This is a genomic window from Microcoleus sp. FACHB-672 (assembly GCF_014695725.1).
GTDB lineage: Bacteria > Cyanobacteriota > Cyanobacteriia > Cyanobacteriales > Oscillatoriaceae > FACHB-68.
This window is the reverse complement of record NZ_JACJOU010000033.1, coordinates 304,045-322,857: the sequence shown is the minus strand read 5'-3', so window position 1 is coordinate 322,857 and position 18,813 is coordinate 304,045. Positions and strand designations below refer to the sequence as shown.

Annotated in this window: 12 protein-coding genes; 6 read left to right on the top strand and 6 right to left on the bottom strand. The window is 49.4% G+C overall.

Translation table 11 applies throughout. From position 1 onward, the window contains the following. Positions 1-65: 65 nt before the first annotated feature. Together H6F56_RS24495 and H6F56_RS24490 are read left to right on the top strand one after the other, a co-directional pair. A complete protein-coding gene (locus H6F56_RS24495; RefSeq protein WP_190674303.1) occupies positions 66-1,448 on the top strand; it encodes a 16S rRNA (cytosine(967)-C(5))-methyltransferase in 1,383 nt (460 codons plus the stop codon). Positions 1,449-1,478: 30 nt separating this feature from the next. Then, entirely contained in the window at positions 1,479-1,901 is a 423-nt protein-coding gene (locus H6F56_RS24490; RefSeq protein ID WP_190674300.1) for a TerB family tellurite resistance protein, read from the top strand. A 110-nt stretch (positions 1,902-2,011) separates the two neighbouring features. Here the strand turns inward: H6F56_RS24490 and psb35 are convergent, their stop codons facing one another. The 6 genes from psb35 to H6F56_RS24460 all read right to left on the bottom strand — a co-directional run bounded on the left by psb35 (position 2,012) and on the right by H6F56_RS24460 (position 9,236). Further along, positions 2,012-2,233 (bottom strand): photosystem II assembly protein Psb35, encoded by a 222-nt coding sequence (gene psb35 / locus H6F56_RS24485; RefSeq protein WP_190674297.1) that lies wholly within the window; start codon positions 2,231-2,233, stop codon positions 2,012-2,014. A 309-nt stretch (positions 2,234-2,542) separates the two neighbouring features. Further along, positions 2,543-4,960: a penicillin-binding protein 1A gene (locus H6F56_RS24480; RefSeq protein ID WP_323799702.1), complete on the bottom strand. Its 2,418-nt coding sequence runs from the start codon at positions 4,958-4,960 to the stop codon at positions 2,543-2,545. A 298-nt stretch (positions 4,961-5,258) separates the two neighbouring features. Continuing rightward, positions 5,259-6,278, bottom strand: coding sequence for a chlorophyll synthase ChlG (gene chlG / locus H6F56_RS24475; protein WP_190674293.1), 1,020 nt, complete (start codon positions 6,276-6,278; stop codon positions 5,259-5,261). A gap of 100 nt (positions 6,279-6,378) precedes the next feature. Then, positions 6,379-7,476: an ArsA family ATPase gene (locus tag H6F56_RS24470; protein ID WP_190674289.1), complete on the bottom strand. Its 1,098-nt coding sequence runs from the start codon at positions 7,474-7,476 to the stop codon at positions 6,379-6,381. 182 nt (positions 7,477-7,658) lie between these two features. After that, positions 7,659-7,862 (bottom strand): DUF2862 domain-containing protein, encoded by a 204-nt coding sequence (locus tag H6F56_RS24465; protein WP_190674286.1) that lies wholly within the window; start codon positions 7,860-7,862, stop codon positions 7,659-7,661. Between the two features lie 141 nt (positions 7,863-8,003). Beyond that, on the bottom strand, positions 8,004-9,236 hold the full coding sequence (locus H6F56_RS24460; protein ID WP_190674283.1) for an aminotransferase class I/II-fold pyridoxal phosphate-dependent enzyme: 1,233 nt from the start codon (positions 9,234-9,236) through the stop codon (positions 8,004-8,006). 79 nt (positions 9,237-9,315) lie between these two features. Between H6F56_RS24460 and H6F56_RS24455 the strand changes: the two genes are divergently transcribed. The 4 genes from H6F56_RS24455 (at position 9,316) to H6F56_RS24440 (ending at position 18,798) form a co-directional block, all read left to right on the top strand. Further along, the gene (locus H6F56_RS24455; protein ID WP_190674281.1) at positions 9,316-10,173 is read left to right on the top strand and encodes an acyl-CoA desaturase; all 858 of its coding nucleotides are present in this window, start codon (positions 9,316-9,318) and stop codon (positions 10,171-10,173) included. Between the two features lie 1,229 nt (positions 10,174-11,402). Next, positions 11,403-13,871, top strand: a complete 2,469-nt coding sequence (locus tag H6F56_RS24450) for a calcium-binding protein (protein WP_190674278.1) — start codon at positions 11,403-11,405, stop codon at positions 13,869-13,871. A gap of 212 nt (positions 13,872-14,083) precedes the next feature. Continuing rightward, on the top strand, positions 14,084-16,330 hold the full coding sequence (locus H6F56_RS24445) for a calcium-binding protein (RefSeq protein ID WP_190674275.1): 2,247 nt from the start codon (positions 14,084-14,086) through the stop codon (positions 16,328-16,330). Positions 16,331-16,545: 215 nt separating this feature from the next. Next, the gene (locus H6F56_RS24440; RefSeq protein WP_190674273.1) at positions 16,546-18,798 is read left to right on the top strand and encodes a calcium-binding protein; all 2,253 of its coding nucleotides are present in this window, start codon (positions 16,546-16,548) and stop codon (positions 18,796-18,798) included. Positions 18,799-18,813: the final 15 nt, after the last annotated feature.

Genomic DNA, 18,813 nt, shown 5'->3' with positions numbered 1-18,813 from the left:
ATGGGTAGAGTGATAGCCCTCCCCATCCGACTAACTGAGTTGAGTCATGTTGCATACTGGTTAATATGCACAATTCACGTCAACTCGCATTTCTCGCACTCCGGGACGTACACCGGCAGGGTGCTTTTACCGATGTTGCCCTTGACAAGTGGCTGCAAAAAGCCAGCGCTGGGGCAGAACCTCCGATGCCGGCAGATCGGCGACTAGCCACGGAAATCGTCTATGGTTGTGTCAGAAGACAGCGCACCCTTGACGCCCTTATCGACCAATTGGCTAAAAAGAAAGCCGATCGGCAACCCCCTGATCTCCGCACAATTTTGCACATTGGGCTATACCAACTGCGCTATCTGACTCAGATTCCTGCCGCAGCGGCGGTTGATACGACAGTACAGTTAGCTAAGCAAAATTCTTTGACAGGTCTTTCAGGATTTGTCAATGGTTTACTGCGGCAATACTTACGTCTTCTCCAAGATGAAACCGGAACTCAGGATTCCTCGTTTCAAAACGATCCCCTGCAACTGCCGGCAGATCCGCTACAGCGTTTGGGCGTCTTGCACAGTTATCCCGACTGGATGATTCAAAGTTGGCTAGACAGACTGGGTTTTGCAGAAACAGAACAGCTGTGTGAGTGGTTCAACGCTTCCCCAACGATTGATCTGCGCGTCAATATCTTACGCTCATCGATAGAAGAAGTGGAGGCAGCGCTGCAAAGTGCCGGCGTGCCGGTGAATCGCGTGCCCCATTTACCGCAAGCGTTAAGATTAACCAGTGGTGCCGGTGCGATTCAAAACCTGCCAGGATTTAATGAAGGATGGTGGACTGTTCAAGATAGCAGTGCCCAACTGGTTAGCTATTTGCTCGATCCGCAACCGGGAGATGTGGTGATTGATGCCTGCGCCGCACCAGGAGGGAAAACAACCCACATCGCAGAATTGATGGGCGACACCGGCACGATTTGGGCGTGCGACAGAGCGAATTCCCGACTTAAAAAAGTTAAAGAAAATGCTGAGCGGATCGGGCTAAAATCAATTCAAATTTGTGCCGGCGACAGCCGCAACTTTTCCCAGTTTACTGATTCAGGCAACCGTGTCTTGCTAGATGCCCCCTGTTCGGGTTTGGGAACCCTGCACCGGCGAACAGATGCGCGGTGGCGTCAGACGCCGGAAAACATCCAAGAACTCTCCAAACTTCAGGGAGAACTGCTTGAACAAGTTGCCGGCTGGGTTAAAACCGGCGGCGTTCTGGTTTATGCCACTTGCACCGTGCATCCCTTGGAAAATGAACGGGTCATTGAAACATTTATAACGCGTCATTCTAACTGGAAAATCGAGCTGCCGGTCTCAAGTTTTCCAGTGCCACCCTCCCCAGAAGGTTGGGTGAAAGTTTGGCCCCATCGCTATCAAATGGACGGGTTTTTTATGGTGCGATTGAAGCGTGAAAAAGACTGAACAAACACACAGGTTTGCGGAAAAACAACAATGGCAGACAACTCTAGTGCCAAACAATTCGTCAAAATCCTGATTGGTGCCGCTTGGATTGACGGGCAAATCCAGCCAGAAGAACGCAAATATCTCCAGCAAGTGGCCAAAGACAAGGGTTTAGCTGACGATGCAGAGATTCAGCTGCTGCTGTTTGAGTTTAGAACTGTGCACCCAAAAGAGTGCTACCAGTGGATTAGAGAATATTTGGGCGAACACCCCAGTGCTGAAGACTTCCACGAATTAATTGAAGCGATTAGCATGGTTGTTTACAGCGATGGGGTAGTGGCGATTGAAGAAGCGAGGCTTCTAACAAACATTAAGCTGCTCGATCCTGCCAATACTTCGTCTGAGCCGGCTTTCAATAACGTATTAAAAGCCGTTCAAGAACTCTACCAGCGCTGGCTCGGCTATCAAAACTAACAGCCTTACAAGCAAGGGCAGTATGACTGAATCGGGTTCGCCCTCTTATTAGAACCCACGCCAGCGCTCATTCGCTGAGCGTGGGGCAAAAATTACAAATACACTTGAGTTCACCGTTTCGGCTCACCAACACCTGGGGTCTCTTCTTTTTTGACTTTAGGCACAATATCAGGACGCTCTTTATCTTCCCAGCCCGGTGGACGCTTGGAGTTGTACCACGCAACCGAGCCAATTGTAACAGCGGCAATAAATCCGACTACATAGACCAAGGTAAAAGATAATGGAAAACTCTCTGCACCCGTACCGACACTGACATCCATTAAGACGTTCATAAATGATAAATCCTCTTAGTAATCGCAAAATTAGTATAACCAGCTATCTAGGTTCTTCGATTCTTCCATTAGACAGAAAAAGTTAGTACAACCGGCACAGCGATCCCCTTTGAGTGGTAAGCCCCTCAAAGCATAGCGAGTTGGAATGGAGGATAGAGGAAGCGGGAAAAGATATAATCCACAACGGTCTTTTAGTCACCGGCAGCCACTAGAAATCGAGGCAGGAGGGAGTGAACATCTCCCCTAACTGCTCAAATTGAAATGGGAGAGCGAGAGCGCTGCCGGCTCTTGAGAGGCAGATTCAGACCCTTACTGTGGTGGGTAATACTCAGCAGGCGCTTCGGGTGCCGGCTCCTCGTAATAATTGCCCGATTCTGGAGCCGAATAACCTTGATCGTAGTATTGCCCGGAGTTATTGCCCCCAGCGTCATAGCCAGGGTCAGGGTTGCTGTAACCTGGGTTCGAGTTTGGCTGAGAAGGGGGGGCCGGCAGTGGCAGAGTAATCATTTCAGCATTCACCGGCTTGGCTTTGATACTGCCTTTACGACCTTCGATTTCTGGAAGTTTGGGGAATTCTTCTACCGGCATTCCATCCACCGCTTTGGACATAAACTCGCGCCACGTGTAGGCAGCGGTGCCACTCGTTCCCCAAGTCGGGTAGCTGTCATCATTGCCCAGCCACACCCCCGTTACTAATTGGGGGATATAGCCAATAAACCAGAGGTCACGGGCTTCTTCAGAGGTGCCGGTTTTCCCAGCTACTTGCCGGTCTGGCAGCTGTGCCGGTGCGCCGGTGCCGTTTTGCACCACTCTTTCCAGCATCCAAGTCATCAGCGCAGCCGAATCTTTGTCCACCACCCGTTTCTGTTTTAAATTTCCATCGTAGAGAACCTTACCCCGTCCGTCTGTCACCTTAGTAATCCCGTGGGCTTCCACAAAGTTACCTTGGGCGGCCAGAGTTCCGTAGCCGTTGGTGAGTTCTAACAAGTTCACTTCAATTGCACCGAGGGCTAGGGCGTAGTAAGGTTTGAGTTCGGTTTTAATCCCCATATCGCGGGCGACTTTGATTGTCGGTTCAAACCCCACATCTGCCAACACCTTGACGGCAACAATATTAATCGAAGAGGTGAGGGCATCCATCATGGAAGTCCAGCCGCGATAAGTTTTGCCGTAGTTCTCAGGTTTGTACCCATCGATCGACAGCGGTGCATCTAGGTAGCCATCATAGGGAGAGAAGCCGGCTGCAATGGCGGATGTATAGACAAATCCTTTAAACGTGGAACCCGGCTGGCGCTGAGCCTGAGTGGCGCGGTTAAATTGGCTCTTTTCAAAATCATTTCCCCCAACCAGTGCTTTAATTTGACCATTGCGGGGGTCAATCGACACTAAAGCCGCTTGCTCAAATCCTTGAGCCGGCCCGTCCAGTTCAATCGCATCTTTTACAACTTTTTCTGCGACTTTCTGCCACTTGCGGTTGAGGGTTGTCTCTACCGTCAACCCGCCCATTTCAATTGCCTCTGTCGAGACATACCGGGGCAGTTGCTGCTTGATGTAGGTTGTAAAGTAGGCAGACTCTATCTGGAGACGCTTGGGGAGTTTGGGATTGAGCTTCAGGGGACTGTTGATCGCTTCATCCGCCTCTGCTGCGGTAATAAATCCCGCCTCCTGCATTTCTCGCAACACGATATTGCGGCGATCTTGTGCCACTTTCGCATTCACTAACGGAGAGTATTGTGTGGGGGCTGGTGGCAAACCAGCAATCGTGGCCATTTCTCCTAGGGTCATTTCGTCCACTTGTTTGCCGAAATAAACCCAGGCTGCGTCGGCCACCCCATAAGCCCCTGAACCCAAATAAACGAGGTTAAGGTAGCGTTCTAAAATTTGTTCTTTTCTCATCTCTCGCTCAATTTTTCGAGCGAGTAAGGCTTCGCGAATTTTGCGCTCAGCACTCGGATCTTGATTGAGGAATACAATCCGAGCCAGCTGTTGCGTGATTGTGCTGCCCCCTTGCACAACATTTCTCGCCAAGACATTCAATACACTCGCTCTCAGAATGCCTTGAAAATCCACGCCTTCGTGCTTGTAAAAGCGCCGATCTTCGATGGCTATAAACGCTTGAACCAACTTGGGAGGGATTTCTTCAATTTCTAGCTTTTCTCGCGTCGCCTCCCCCATTTGTTCTAAGATCGCGCCGTCTGCGGCTTTGATCGTTAGGGTTTTTCCGCGAACAAAGGTTAATATTTCTGAGGTTGCCGGTAAGCTGCGCTCCAGAGACTGCAAACCCACACCCACAGCCAGCGCCCCACTTCCCACACCGACCAAACCGAGACCGATCCAGAATGAGCGCCGCCGCTGTAAAGGTTTCTCGCGCAGGCTCTTTTGAGCGGCCTTTGCAATTGGCCCAATCGGTTTGAGTGTGGTGGCCAGTTTGGTCACCAAAGGCGTTTGCCGAATTGCCTGAAGCCTCTTTTTCAACAAAGATGAGCCAGGAGTCTTTGCAGCTTCTGGTTCTTGAGGTGCTTGTTCTTGATGTGCTACAGAGGACTCAGGCGTACTTTCCGGTTCTGGTTCTTGATGTTGTCGTTCTTGATGTTGAACTTGTGGTTCTTGAGCTTCCAGCCTATCTAGCGCTGGCTCTTCATGAACAAAGCTGGGTTTTCCAGCCTCAATTGCAGAGCCTTTGCTCTTTGTGGATATATCCTTGAGTTTTGAGAGAAACTTTGACACAACAGACCCTCACACACCACCAGATGATTCAGCCCTATTAACCCTTCGCTTGAGCCATTGGAAGGATACACCAACAATATCCTCTCCGCAACGGTAGGCTAGAACTTCTCTACTCAAGTTGCAGACACCACCCCAAACAAAGACTACATTCGCTTTATTTTAGACCGGGAAATCGAAAATTGCGCTTTTGCTGTCAATTGTTCGCATTTAGGGTTCAGCGAATAATGGTTTGTCTAACTAGCCTGTTAAGAGGCTGTGACAACTCTACTTACAGCTGAACCCAGAGGGATCAGAACATTTAAACAAAGGCACGCCCCAAGGCTATAGCGGTAAAGAGCATTCCAAAGACGAGGAAAGGTTGAGCGCTTGCCTGATATTTAACATCATTTTCCAGGGGATTCCGCAGAAAATACATATCCTGGAAAGTAATTTGAGGAATAATCAGCAACACCAGAATCACAGCGTAGAGGTTTTGGTGAATGCTGACCAGGTAAGCGGCGATTCCTGCTTGAAAGACATCAATCATCATCACGCAGATCCAGGCGGCTGTGGTAATGCCAAACATCACCGGCAGGGATTGTAAGCCAAGCTGCCGATCGCCTTCAACGCTTTTAAAGTCGTTGACAACGGCAATTCCCAGGCCGGCCAAGCTGTAGAATAAGGTCAAAACCATGATCGTGGGATTAAGATCGCCAAATAAGGCGTGGCCGGTCCACCAAGGCAGGGCGATGTAGCTGGCACCGAGGGCGTAGTTACCCAACCAGCCGTTTTTCTTGAGCTTTAGGGGTGGGGCTGAATAAATATAAGCCAGAAAAGATCCACCAAGGGCGATGGCGGTGATGGTGGGAAATTCATGGCCTGCCCACACATCTAAGGCATAAGCTATGCCAATTCCTACCAGTAATAACACCAAAATTTGGGTAACGACTTGAGGAATTGAGATCGCACCGGAGGGAATGGGACGGTAAGGTTCGTTAATCGCGTCAATTTCGCGGTCGTAAAAATCATTGAGGGTTTGGGTGTAACCGACCAGCACAGGACCAGACAGCAGCATACAAGCCGCTGCTATTAGCACATTTTCCAGTGTCCAAGTGAACCGGCCCGAAGAAGCCGCCCCACACAGCACACCCCAAATCAGAGGTATCCAGGTGATCGGTTTCATTAGCTGCAAGCGAATCTTCCAGATGGAGGTTTCGCCACCGGCAGCGCCTTTCATGCCTAAAAGTTGTCTGGTTTTAGCGCTGCGATCTGTCTGGGTTGCTGCTGCGTCGGCAGTCCCCTCGGCTTGATTTGGCGAAGAAGTTGGAGGATTAGACATTGGGGAATTGGGGAGTTGAGGAATGGGAAGCCGGGATTAGGGGATGTGGGGATTTGGCAATTCTCAATCTCCCAATCTCGGCCCTCTAAACGACTGATTGTTAGGCAAATGAGACAATTAAGGATTGATTTTGAAACTTAGCTCCTTTGACTTGTCTGCCTTTCAACTCTGGGGGGAGAAAGATGTTGCGCCGCTGATCACCGGCTTCTATGGTGACTTCTGGGCCGTACTGAGTCAGTTTGACTTGCTTTTTGTCAAAACCGGGCAAAAATAAGCTGACGGTGCGCTCAGCAACGTTAATGGTGATCGGTTTGGGTACGCTGCCGGCCTTGCTAAAATCTGGCAGGGCGTCGATTAGCGGTTGCCAGTTATCATCACTACACAAGGGAACTGAGCTGATTGGCAAGGGATCGAATTCGCCGGCAAAGGTATCGGTTACAGACGCTTGATTCAAAATCGCACCCCCAACGCTTAGCCCGACTTGTTGGGCGCTGCCCCAAAGATAGCGGGCGGTGGCGATGGCTGCTTCGTTGCCGGTGGTGACTAAGTAGGCAGTGACTTGGTTGGGATCGGCAACTGCGTCCTTCCACTTATCCAGAACTTTGTTAAATTCCTGAGTTGGTTGGGAAAAATTATCCCCTGACCAATCTACATTCAGGACGGAACTGGTGACAGGTTGGATAAAAGGCGATAAGGTTTTGCCCAAGTCGGAGTCGGCAAATACCTGACGAAACCGGCGGATATACCAGCTAACAATTTCTGGGGAACCCAGCATTCGCAATGTGGTTTGATCGCCGGTGCCATCGTAGATAATTACGTCATATTGGCCGGTGGCGTCATACTCGCGGATGGCATTCAAAATTAAGATACTATCCATCCCCGGCACGACCCCTAATTCTTGGCCGAAAACGGCTTTGAAAAAAGGTGTGCGGACATATTGCGCTTCTAGCTTTTTCACCTCTTCCCAACCCCGTTCTAGCAGCACAGATGTCTGAAACTGCACTGCTTTTAGGTTCGGGGCGATCTCTTGTGGATCTGGCCCAATAGCTTCTCCGAGCAGTATACCTAGCCCTGGCCCAGGGTCAGAGCCGGCAAGTAGCACTCGCTGCCCAAGGCTGGCAAATTTCTTGGCAGCGGCAATTGCAATGGTGGTTCGGCCTGTGCCGCCTTTACCCAAAAATGTTAAAAACCGGGCCATGTTTATTTCCTATGCTGACAGCATCCAACGATATCGAGTGCAGCACTCAAAAATCCAAGTTTTCCTTATGTTAGCGGTCGTTTTGGATGTGTGCCACACTCCGGCGCAACTGTCGTTTGCCGTTTGTCCTTGGTCTGTTGGGCGCTATTTTTGACAAACGACAAATGACGGCTGGCAAATGATTACTGTTGTAGCGGTTCTAGTTCGTCTTCAAAGAACCAGGTAGAAAATTTGTCATCAAACCGGACAAATACTCCAACGCCGCTGCCATCCACCATTTTAAATTGTTCAATGGTGCCGACTGGATTCTGCTTGAGCTTGCCGACTACATTGGCCGGCAGCCGGTCTCTCAGACGGCACACTTTCACTCTCTGACCTATTTCCATTCCGACTCCTAGTGATAGACCACTCCAAAGTTTATCAGCGGATGTATAGAATTGTATCGAGAAATTGTCTTCTATCAGTTTTTGAGGAAATTGCCGGCACTTGGGGGATTGGAGGTGGATGAGCTGCGGCAATGAACAAAATTAATCTTTCTTGCCAATAACTTCTATGGCAGCTTCCAGGGCAATGGCAACATGAGTCCAGTGTGTTCCGCCTTGGCAGAAGACTGTGTAAGGCTCCCGCAGTGGCCCATCGGCAGAAAATTCCGAGGTACTGCCATCGATAAAGGTGCCGCCGGCCATCACCAGTTGGCTTTCATACCCTGGCATCGGTGCCGGCACTGGGTCTAGATAGGAACCCACGGGGGAATGCTGCTGAATGGCGCGGCAAAAGGCAATTAATTTTTCTGGGGTTCCCAACTGAATGGCTTGGATGACATCCCGACGCGGTGCCATTGGGGGCGGATTCACGGGATATCCCAATTTGTCGAAAACATAGCCGGTGAGGTGATTGCCTTTCATGGCTTCCCCAACCATTTGAGGGGCTAAAAATAAACCTTGCATTAACAATCTGTTACAATCAAAGGTAGCGCCGCCGCTACTGCCTATTCCGGGGGCTGTGAGCCGGCACGCAGCTGCTTGGACCAAGTCTGCTCGACCGGCAATGTAACCACCGCCGGGGACGATGGTGCCGCCGGGATTTTTAATTAATGAGCCGGCAATCAAATCAGCACCGACTGCCGGGGGTTCCCGTTCTTCAATAAATTCCCCGTAACAGTTATCGACAAAGCAAACCGTTTGGGGATTTTGTTCTTTGATAATCTTGACAATCTTTTCAATATCTGATATTGACAAGCTCGAACGCCAAGAATATCCGCAAGAGCGCTGGATCAAAGCCAAACGGGTTTTCTCGGTGACAGCAGATGCCAAAGCTTGCCAGTCAATGGTGCCGGTGTTGGTTAAGGGGAGTTGCTGGTAACTTATGCCAAAATCCATGAGCGAACCTTGGCCAGATCCCCGTAATCCAATGACTTCTTCTAATGTGTCATAAGGGGGGCCGGCAACAGCGAGCATTTCATCCCCCGGACGGAGAACGCCATATAGGGCGCAGGCGATAGCATGGGTTCCAGATACAAACTGCACCCGCACTGCGGCAGCCTCAGCGCCCATGACCTCAGCAAACACACGATCTAACGTTTCTCGCCCCAAATCATCGTGACCATAGCCGGTGACGCCGGCAAAATGGTGAACCCCGACACGATGAGCGCGAAAGGCATCCAAGACACGTTTGAGATTATGCTTGACCTGAGCGTCAATTCCAGAAAAAATCGGAGACAGTGCCTTTTCTGCTGCCTGTAGCTGTTGAATGCTATCCATTAACCCCTCGCCGGCCATCTAGGTGCGCGGAGTTCATTATGGCGCAGATTGAGTCAAATAGTTCCCACAAAATATCTTCATGACGATCGCACCTTTAAAACAAGAACAGACTTTACAAGAAACGCCGCTTCGCCCCAAGTGGACGGTGATCATCTTCATGGCAGCAGTCCACCTTGCTGCTCTTTTAGCTTTCTTGCCCAGTAACTTTAGCTGGGCAGCAGTGGGAGTCGCCGTTTTCCTTCACTGGGTAACGGGTGGGTTGGGCATTACCCTCGGTTTCCATCGCCTCGTAACTCACCGGAGTTTCCAGACTCCTAAGTGGCTGGAGTATTTTCTCATTTTCTGCGGCTCCCTCACTTGCCAAGGCGGCGTGACTGATTGGGTGGGGCTACACCGGATGCACCACTTGTATTCGGATCAGGAGAAAGATCCCCATGATTCCAACAAAGGCTTTTTGTGGAGTCACATGACTTGCTGGTTCTATCACATTCCAGCCGATAAAGAAGTTGATCGCTTCACCAAAGATATTGCTGATGACAAAGTTTATCAGTTTTTAAACAAGTATTTTTTCCCGCTTCAAATTGGCCTAGGCGTTTTGCTCTACTTCTTGGGAGAAGCATATTCTCCAGGGTTAGGTTGGTCATTTGTTGTTTGGGGTATCTTTGTTCGCTTGGTTGTGGTTTTTCACTGCACCTGGTTTGTGAACAGCGCCACTCATAAATTTGGCTACCGCACCTTTGACTCTGAAGATAAATCTACGAATTGTTGGTGGGTAGCTTTGGTGACTTATGGAGAAGGCTGGCACAACAATCACCACGCTTGTCAATATTCTGCCCGTCACGGTTTGCAATGGTGGGAAATTGATTTAACGTGGATGACGATTCAATTTTTGCAAGCACTTGGTTTAGCCACGAAGGTGAAATTAGCCGACAAGTAGTTAATAACTAATGGCTAATAGATAGTTGAGTGGGCATTTCTTTTTTTGAGAAACCCACTCTATTTTTTTGTTTGATTAAATAAATAGATATTATCAGTGTATCTTTGACTGTTCCCTGCGCTATCATCTATGGTTTGAAAAAGTTTAAATTTTGAACTGTCATATAATAAAAAATATTTATCATTTTTTATTAAGTTAGATTAGATAAAAATATTATTTATTAAGTTGCAAATTATATAATCTTTAACAAAGATAATAATTACCTTCTAAAAATATTTTTTGTTAACACAAAATTAGTAAATTGTCTTTCTTGATTCTTAGTTTTCTATCTAGTACTCGTGATGTGCCGAGGAAAAGCAGTCTGTTCTTTTCTAACAAGATTGCGATAAATCCTCCTTTAGGGGGATTTTGTATCAATGTTTACCAATTAAGAATAGATTAGCTTAAATACAAGGCTTCTAGGCCCTGACTAACACAAGGGTCAATTGAGCCGGTGCATCTTTAGTCTGAGAAGCACAGAGTCCGATATCTGTACTCTGGGAATCTTGTCAAGCCCTCTTCAATGGCAATTCGATTGATTAAGCATCTGTGTAAAAACCACAAACCTTAGTTGATTCCAAATAAAGCTAGACAAGCCTTAGTCAATCAGCTAGGGCAACTTTTTGGCAAGTTTCCATCACATTCTGCTAATCGTCTGTTTTGCTATGGCTCCAAATACCTGTTTTAGCTAGCTAAATAAGCTGTTACAAAAAAAATAATGGCAGATTTTGTAAAATTTAACAGAGTTTTTGACAGAGATTCTAAAAATTTTCTGGCTTTAAAATCTTTTTAATATTAAGAATTAATAATAAAATTTTTATACCTAAACACAGGCTAGCAATAGTTGAATGTTTAATAAAAGAAATGCCAATTTGGCAACTTTTCAATAAATCAAAGCGCCATAATGATCAGGGATTGGCCGCAGCCTAAGTCAAAAATAAGGCTAAAAGTCAGAATGCCTAATAATTGAAAAAATTCTACTTGAGGGCTGCCGGGTATAATTTTTTACACATTAAAGCTGATAAAGGTTAATAGCAGGCAGCCAAAGCTTTGAAGATTTTAAGAAGATTTTGTAAAGTTTCCTAGTTTAAGTTGCGATTCATCAACAAATACATACAAAATTCTTTCATCAGGGTGCAGTTAAAAAACTGATGAAAAATGCGGATTGTTAAGGAATAAAAGAGGAAAATATGGCAGTTTATACAGGCACTGTGGGTAATGATTACCTTGTCGGTGGAGATGAAGAGGATTCTCTATTTGGATACGCCGGCAATGACACCCTAGATGGGGGAAACGGCAATAACTATATAGAAGGGGGAGTCGGCAATGACTCACTCACCGGCGGGGAAGGCAATGACTATCTCGATGGCGGGGAAGGCGATGACACCCTCCGAAATAACAGCTATCTCGGTGATGACACCTTAGACGGCGGCAGAGGCAATGACTTAGTAATTGCCTCTGACAAGGAACAAGGAAATTTATACTTGTACGGTAGGGAGGGCAATGACGTCCTTGTGGGCGGGCATCTTGCCATTACTTTCGCCGATGGTGGCACCGGCAATGATTATATTCGTGTAAGCGGTGGCACCCTAATCGGTGGCGAAGGCAACGATACCCTCTACAATGCGGGCAACACCACCGGCCCGGGTGACTACTTATTCTATGGTGGGGATGGCCATGACTCCTTACTAGGGGTTCTCGGTTATGGGCAAATGTATGGCGGAGCCGGCAACGACACTTTTTATTTATACGAAAGTGGTGGAACCAGTTATGGCGAGGATGGCGATGACGTCATGACACTCGTCTTTGGCGGTAAAGGCGATGGGGGCAATGGTAATGACTTGATCCAAGGCTCTGGACCCGATTCGATAAGCGCAACTGGTGGAGCCGGCGATGACACTGTTGCAGGAGGAATGGGCCGTGACCTACTTCTAGGTGGGGAAGGCAATGACTCAATCATGGGCAATAATAACCCTGATAATTTCCTTGCCAGTGACACGCTTTTAGGTGAGGAAGGTAATGACTTTATCGATGGCGGGGAAGGCGATGACTTCATCAATGGCGGAGAAGGCGATGACTCGCTCCTAGGCGAGGAGGGCAATGACTCCATTGAAGGTAAGGATGGGAGTGATTCCCTCTTTGGCGGAGAAGGCGATGATACCCTCAAAGGCGGCTACCTGTCTGGCCAAGATAGTGTTAATGGTGTTGACGGTGACAACTACTTAGTCGGGGGAACCGGCAATGACGTTATCTATGGTGGGTATTTGAATGACTCAATAGAAGGTGGGGAAGGCAATGACTTCATCTCTGCCGAGTGGGGCAATGACATAGCCGATGGGGGAGCCGGCGATGACACTATCGATGGCGGAGATGGCACCGGCCACGGCATCAACTATGACATCCTCAAGGGAGGGGATGGCAACGACTGGGTCTCTGGTGGAGCTGGTGGTGGCGAATACTATGGCGGCAATGGCAATGACATTCTCTCTGGTGGAGGGGGATATTTCCAAATCTATGGTGAGGACGGCAATGACAGGATTTATGTTGGTGAAGCCCTAGCTTTGCTTGATGGCGGCAGTGGCAATGATCTTCTCTCTGGTGGAGATTCCTCTTCAAATTCAACCCTCCTAGGCGGGGCCGGTGATGATACCCTCGGTAGCACTGGCGGCAGCTTACTTGACGGTGGAGAAGACAATGACTTGCTTTATAGCAGCCGCTATGGATATGACACTCTCCTCGGAGGAGCCGGCAATGACACGCTGATTGACGAGCAGGAGCAGGAGAAGACCTACCTGGATGGTGGGGATGGCAATGACTCGCTCATTGGAGGATATCAAAGCACCCTGAATGGAGGAGCCGGCAATGATACGCTCGTTGGGGTATACCAAAGCGCCCTGAATGGAGGAGCTGGCAATGATATTATCAATAGCTCCTACAGCAATGACTACTTAGAGGGGGGAGCCGGCAATGACACCATCAATGCTGGGGATGGCAACGACACACTGATTGGCGGCCCTGGACTTGACACCCTCAATGGTGGTTTTGGAGACGATCTCTACATCGTTGATAAAGCTAACGAAATTATCCAAGAAGACTTATATGGCGGCAATGACAGCGTCGAGTCTAACGTCAGCTTTGCCTTGGGAACTAACGTAGAAAACCTTAACCTAACGGGCACAGCCACAGTTAACGGCACCGGCAACGCCCTCGGCAATAAGATCACCGGCAATCAAGCAAGCAACGTTCTCAATGGTCGTGAGGGTAACGATACCCTAATTGGGGGTGCCGGCAACGACAATTTAATTGGGGGTAATGGTAGTGACTGGTTTAGCGGGGGAACCGGCAACGATGCGCTTACCCTGGGTAGCGATCAGGTCACTGACACGGTTGTTTATGCTGCCGGTGATGGAAGTGATACGGTTAATCAATTTGTCCGGGGTGCTGGGGGTGATGCGCTCGCATTTACCGACATTGCTGCGATTGATGTGGTCAAGAGTGGCAGCGGCACACAATTGCGCTTAGCAGATGGCATTTCTGGTAATAGCGGCTTTGGCAGTGGACAGTTGCTGCTGACTTTGGTGGGAAGTACGGGTTTCAATGCCGGCAATATGGGTGAGAATGTCGCTTCTGAGAACACAGCGCAGTTCTTGTTTAGCTAACTCTATCTGGCGGGTCGTTGCCGATGCCGGTGCAACCCGCCATTTAAGCTGGTTGAGGTTGCCAAAAATCTGTCACGTCATATCCAAATTGAGCAATCATTTGCCGCTGCAGAGGCAAACTGCCGATGACATGGGTGTGGCAACCTTCTAGTTTATCGACAAACAAATCGCCTTGAAAAAGTGCGAATTATTAAAGAAAAAAAGAGGAAAAGATGGCAGTTTACACAGGTACTGTGGGTAATGATTACCTTGTTGGTGGAGAGGAAGATGATTCTCTATTTGGATATGCCGGCAATGACACCCTAGATGGGGGAGGTGGTAATAACTATATAGAAGCTGGAGCCGGCAATGACAGTGTTATAGGCGGTTATGGCAATGACTTTCTCGATGGCGGCATTGGTGATGACACCGTATTTGCCGGCGATGGCATTAGTGACGCCACCGTCATTGGCGGGGAAGGGAATGACTCGCTATACGCCTCAGACGGCAACAACTACTTTGATGCCGACACCGGCAATGACACAGTTGTGGGTGGGTACTACAATGACTCTATTAACGGAGGAGAAGGCGATGACTCCCTCGATGGAGTGCAGGGGAATGACACCATAGATGGGGAAGCCGGCAACGACATCCTGAGAGGAACGTACCTCAACGGCGGAGAGGGCAATGACATCCTCGCAGGGTGGGATAACAATGGTATTTTCTATGGCGGAGCGGGGAATGACACCTTCTATGGCGGAGAAGGTTTTCACCAGATGTATGGCGAAGACGGTGATGATCGGATGCTTGTCAACGATGCCGGTGGCTTCCTTGATGGCGGCAATGGCAATGACTGGATAGAAAGCCAGTATGGCTATGGTCGTATTACCGGCTTGGGTGGCGAGGGCAATGACACGATACTCGGCGGTCTCGGTAATGACTCTTTAGATGGCGGGAATGGCAATGACTGGCTGTTTAGTGGGATCGGTTTGAGCAATGATACCAATGATAACCTCATCGGAGGGGCCGGCGATGACACGCTGATTGACCAGCAGGAGAGGAGCTACCTCGATGGTGGGGAGGGCAATGACTCGCTCGTCAGCGAGGGATACCAAAGCACCCTCCTAGGTGGAGCCGGCGATGATACCCTCGGTAGCAATGGAAGTAACTTACTGGACGGGGGAGAGGGCAATGACTTGCTCTATAGCAATTTTTATAATAATGGCAATGACACTCTCCTCGGAGGAGCCGGCAATGACAAGCTGATCGGAGGTCTGAATTCTGAGTTGCTTGAGGGTGGGGAAGGGAATGACTATATCGTAAGCGAGGGTTATTATTTCTCTGCTTTTGACACCCTACGAGGCGGAGAAGGTAATGATTTTCTCAACGGCGGTTATGGCGATGACTTGCTTGAAGGCGGGGACGGCGATGATACCCTCAACGGTGGATATGATGGCTCTGATACTATTGATGGGGGTGCCGGCAATGATATCTTACGAGCAAGCGACCAAGGATCCGCCTGGATTTATGGCGCAGAGGGTGATGACATCGTCTATGACAGCTTTTCAAAATATAGCTCTGATGAATACATGGATGGGGGCACCGGCAATGACACGATTATTAGCTCCGGTAGTATAGGCGGCGACAATGATACCCTTATCGGTGGTGAGGGTAATGACTCTCTCATTACCTGGGTGAATGACGGTTGGATCAAAATGGATGGGGGCACCGGCAATGATACTCTCATCGGTTCCTATAGCAACGATTATTTGCAGGGGGGAGCCGGCAATGACACCATCGAGGGCGGGTATAGCAACGATACCCTGATTGGCGGCCCTGGACTCGACAACCTCAGTGGCGGTTTTGGAGACGATCTCTACATCGTCGAAAATGCCAACGAAATTATCAAAGAAGACTTGGATGCCGGCAATGATAGCGTCGAGTCTAGCGTTAGCTTCACCTTGGGAACTAACGTAGAAAACCTGACCCTCACGGGCACAGCCACAATTAACGGCACCGGCAACGCCTTTGGCAATCAGATCACCGGCAATCAAGCGAGCAACGTCCTCAATGGTCGTGAGGGTAACGATACCCTAATTGGGGGTGCCGGCAACGACAATTTAATTGGGGGTAATGGCAGTGACTGGTTTAGCGGGGGAACCGGCAATGATGTACTTACCCTTGGTAGCGATCACGTCACTGACACCGTTGTTTATGCTGCCGGGGATGGAAGTGATACGGTTAATCAATTTGTTCGGAGTGTTGGGGGAGATGCGATCGCATTTACCGACATTGCCGCGATTGATGTGGTCAAGAGTGGCAGCGGCACACAATTGCGCTTAGCCGATGGCATTTCTGGCAATAGCGGCTTTGGCAGTGGACAGGTGCTGCTGACTTTGGTGGGAAGCACGGGTTTCAATGCCGGCAATATGAATGAGAATGTCGCATCTGAGAACACAGCGCAGTTCTTCTTTAGCTAACTCTAAATGGCGAGTCGTGTCGGCATCGGCAACGACTCGCCATTTAGGCTGATTGGGGTTGCCAAAACTGTGTCACGTCATACCCAAATTCGCCGCTCATGTGCCGCAGTAGAGCTAAACTCAGGCCGATGACATGGGTGCGGCAACCTTCAAGTTTATCGACAAAAAAATCGCCTTGAAAAAGTGCGAATTATTAAAGAAAAAAAGAGGAAAAGATGGCAGTTTACACAGGCACTATGGGTAATGATTACCTTGTCGGTGGAGAGGAAGAGGATTCTCTATTTGGATATGCCGGCAATGACACTCTAGATGGGGTAAACGGTAATAATTATGGGCCAAGCGGCAATAACTATATTGAAGGGGGAGCCGACAATGACAGTCTGATAGGGGGAACCGGCAATGACGTTATTTATGGCGGCATTGGCGATGACACCCTAGATGGCGGCGGTGGCGATGACACCCTAGATGGCGGCGGTGGCAACGACTTAATAGGTGTTAATTACTACAGTGATTATGGAAATGTATACCTGTACGGAAAGGAGGGGAACGATACCCTAGAGGGTAGAGATGATGGCACGACCTTTGCAGATGGGGGCACCGGGGATGATTATCTTACTGCAACCGTGGGGATCCTAATCGGTGGCGAAGGCAACGATACCCTCTACAACTCGTCAAGCTACGGAAGTTACTTATTTTATGGCGGGGATGGCCATGACTCGTTACTAGGGGTTCTCGGTAGTGGGCAAATGTATGGCGGAGCCGGCAACGATACTTGTGTGTTATACGAAAGCAGCGGAATTAGTTATGGAGAAGATGGCGATGACGTCATGAGCCTCTACTATGGCGGTAAAGGCGATGGGGGCAACGGCAATGACTTTATCCAAGGATCTGGATTCGATTCGATTACCGCAACGGGTGGAGCCGGCCATGACACTGTTAAAGGAGGAAGTGGCGATGACTCACTCCTAGGTGGGGAAGGCAACGACTCAATCATGGGTAATTACTACTCGGAGGATACGCCTGGCAGTGACACGCTTTTCGGTGAGGAAGGCAATGACTTTCTTGATGGCGGGCGAGCCGATGACTTCATAGATGGCGGGCAAGGCAATGACTTCATTGATGGCGGGGAAGACAATGACTTTATTGATGCCGGAGCCGGTAATGACACTGTATTTGCCGGCGATGGCTTTGGTGACGCCACTGTTATTGGCGGGGAAGGGAATGACTCGCTATACGCCTCAGACGGCAACAACTACTTTGATGGCGGCATTGGCAACGACACCCTAATTGGTGGGGTGGGAGACTCCTACGAAGACCTTAATGGCGGAGTCGGCAATGACATCCTGGCAGACGCGGATGGCAGTGGCACCATTTATGGCGGAGAGGGCAACGACACCCTCTCTGGCGGAGAAGGTTCTCATGATATGTATGGCGAAGACGGTGATGATCGGCTGCTTATAACCATTGGTGGTGGCTTCCTTGGTGGCGGCAATGGCAATGACTGGCTCGAAAGTCAGTATGGCTACGGTAGTATTGCCGGCTTCGGTGAGGAAGGCAATGACACGATCCTCGGAGGTTTCAATAATGACTACCTAGTGGGCGACAATGGCAATGACTCGCTGGTCGCAGCGGGATACGAAAGCACCCTTTATGGAGGAGCCGGCGATGATACCCTCCGGAGCAATGGCGGTAACTTCCTTGACGCTGGAGAGGGCAATGACTTGCTTTATAGCGGCGGCCTCTATGGCAATGACACTGTCCTCGGAGGAGCCGGCAATGACAGCATCAATGCAGGAGATAGTAACGACACACTCATTGGCGGCCCTGGACTCGACAGCCTCAGTGGCGGTTTAGGAGACGATCTCTACATCGTTGAGAATACTAACGAAATTATCAAAGAAAACTTGGCTGCCGGCAATGATAGCGTCGATTCTAGCGTCAGCTTCACCTTGGGAACTAACGTAGAAAACCTTAACCTAACGGGCACAGCCACAGTTAACGGCACCGGCAACGCCCTCGGCAATAAGATCACCGGCAATCAAGCAAGCAACGTTCTCAATGGTCGTGATGGCAACGATACTCTCATTGGGGCTGCCGGCAACGACAATTTAATTGGGGGCAATGGTAGTGACTGGTTGATTGGGGGAACTGGCAACGATGCGCTTACCCTGGGTAGCGATCACGTCACTGACACGGTTGTTTATGCTGCCGGGGATGGAAGTGATACGGTTAATCAATTTGTCCGGGGTGTTGGGGGTGATGCGCTCGCATTTACCGACATTGCTGCGATTGATGTGGTCAAGAGTGGCAGCGGCACACAATTGCGCTTAGCAGATGGTATTTCTGGCAATAGCGGCTTTGGCAGTGGACAGTTGCTGCTGACTTTGGTGGGAAGCACGGGTTTCAATGCCGGCAATATGGGTGAGAATGTCGCATCTGAGAACACAGCGCAGTTCTTGTTTAGCTAGCTTAAATGGCGGGTT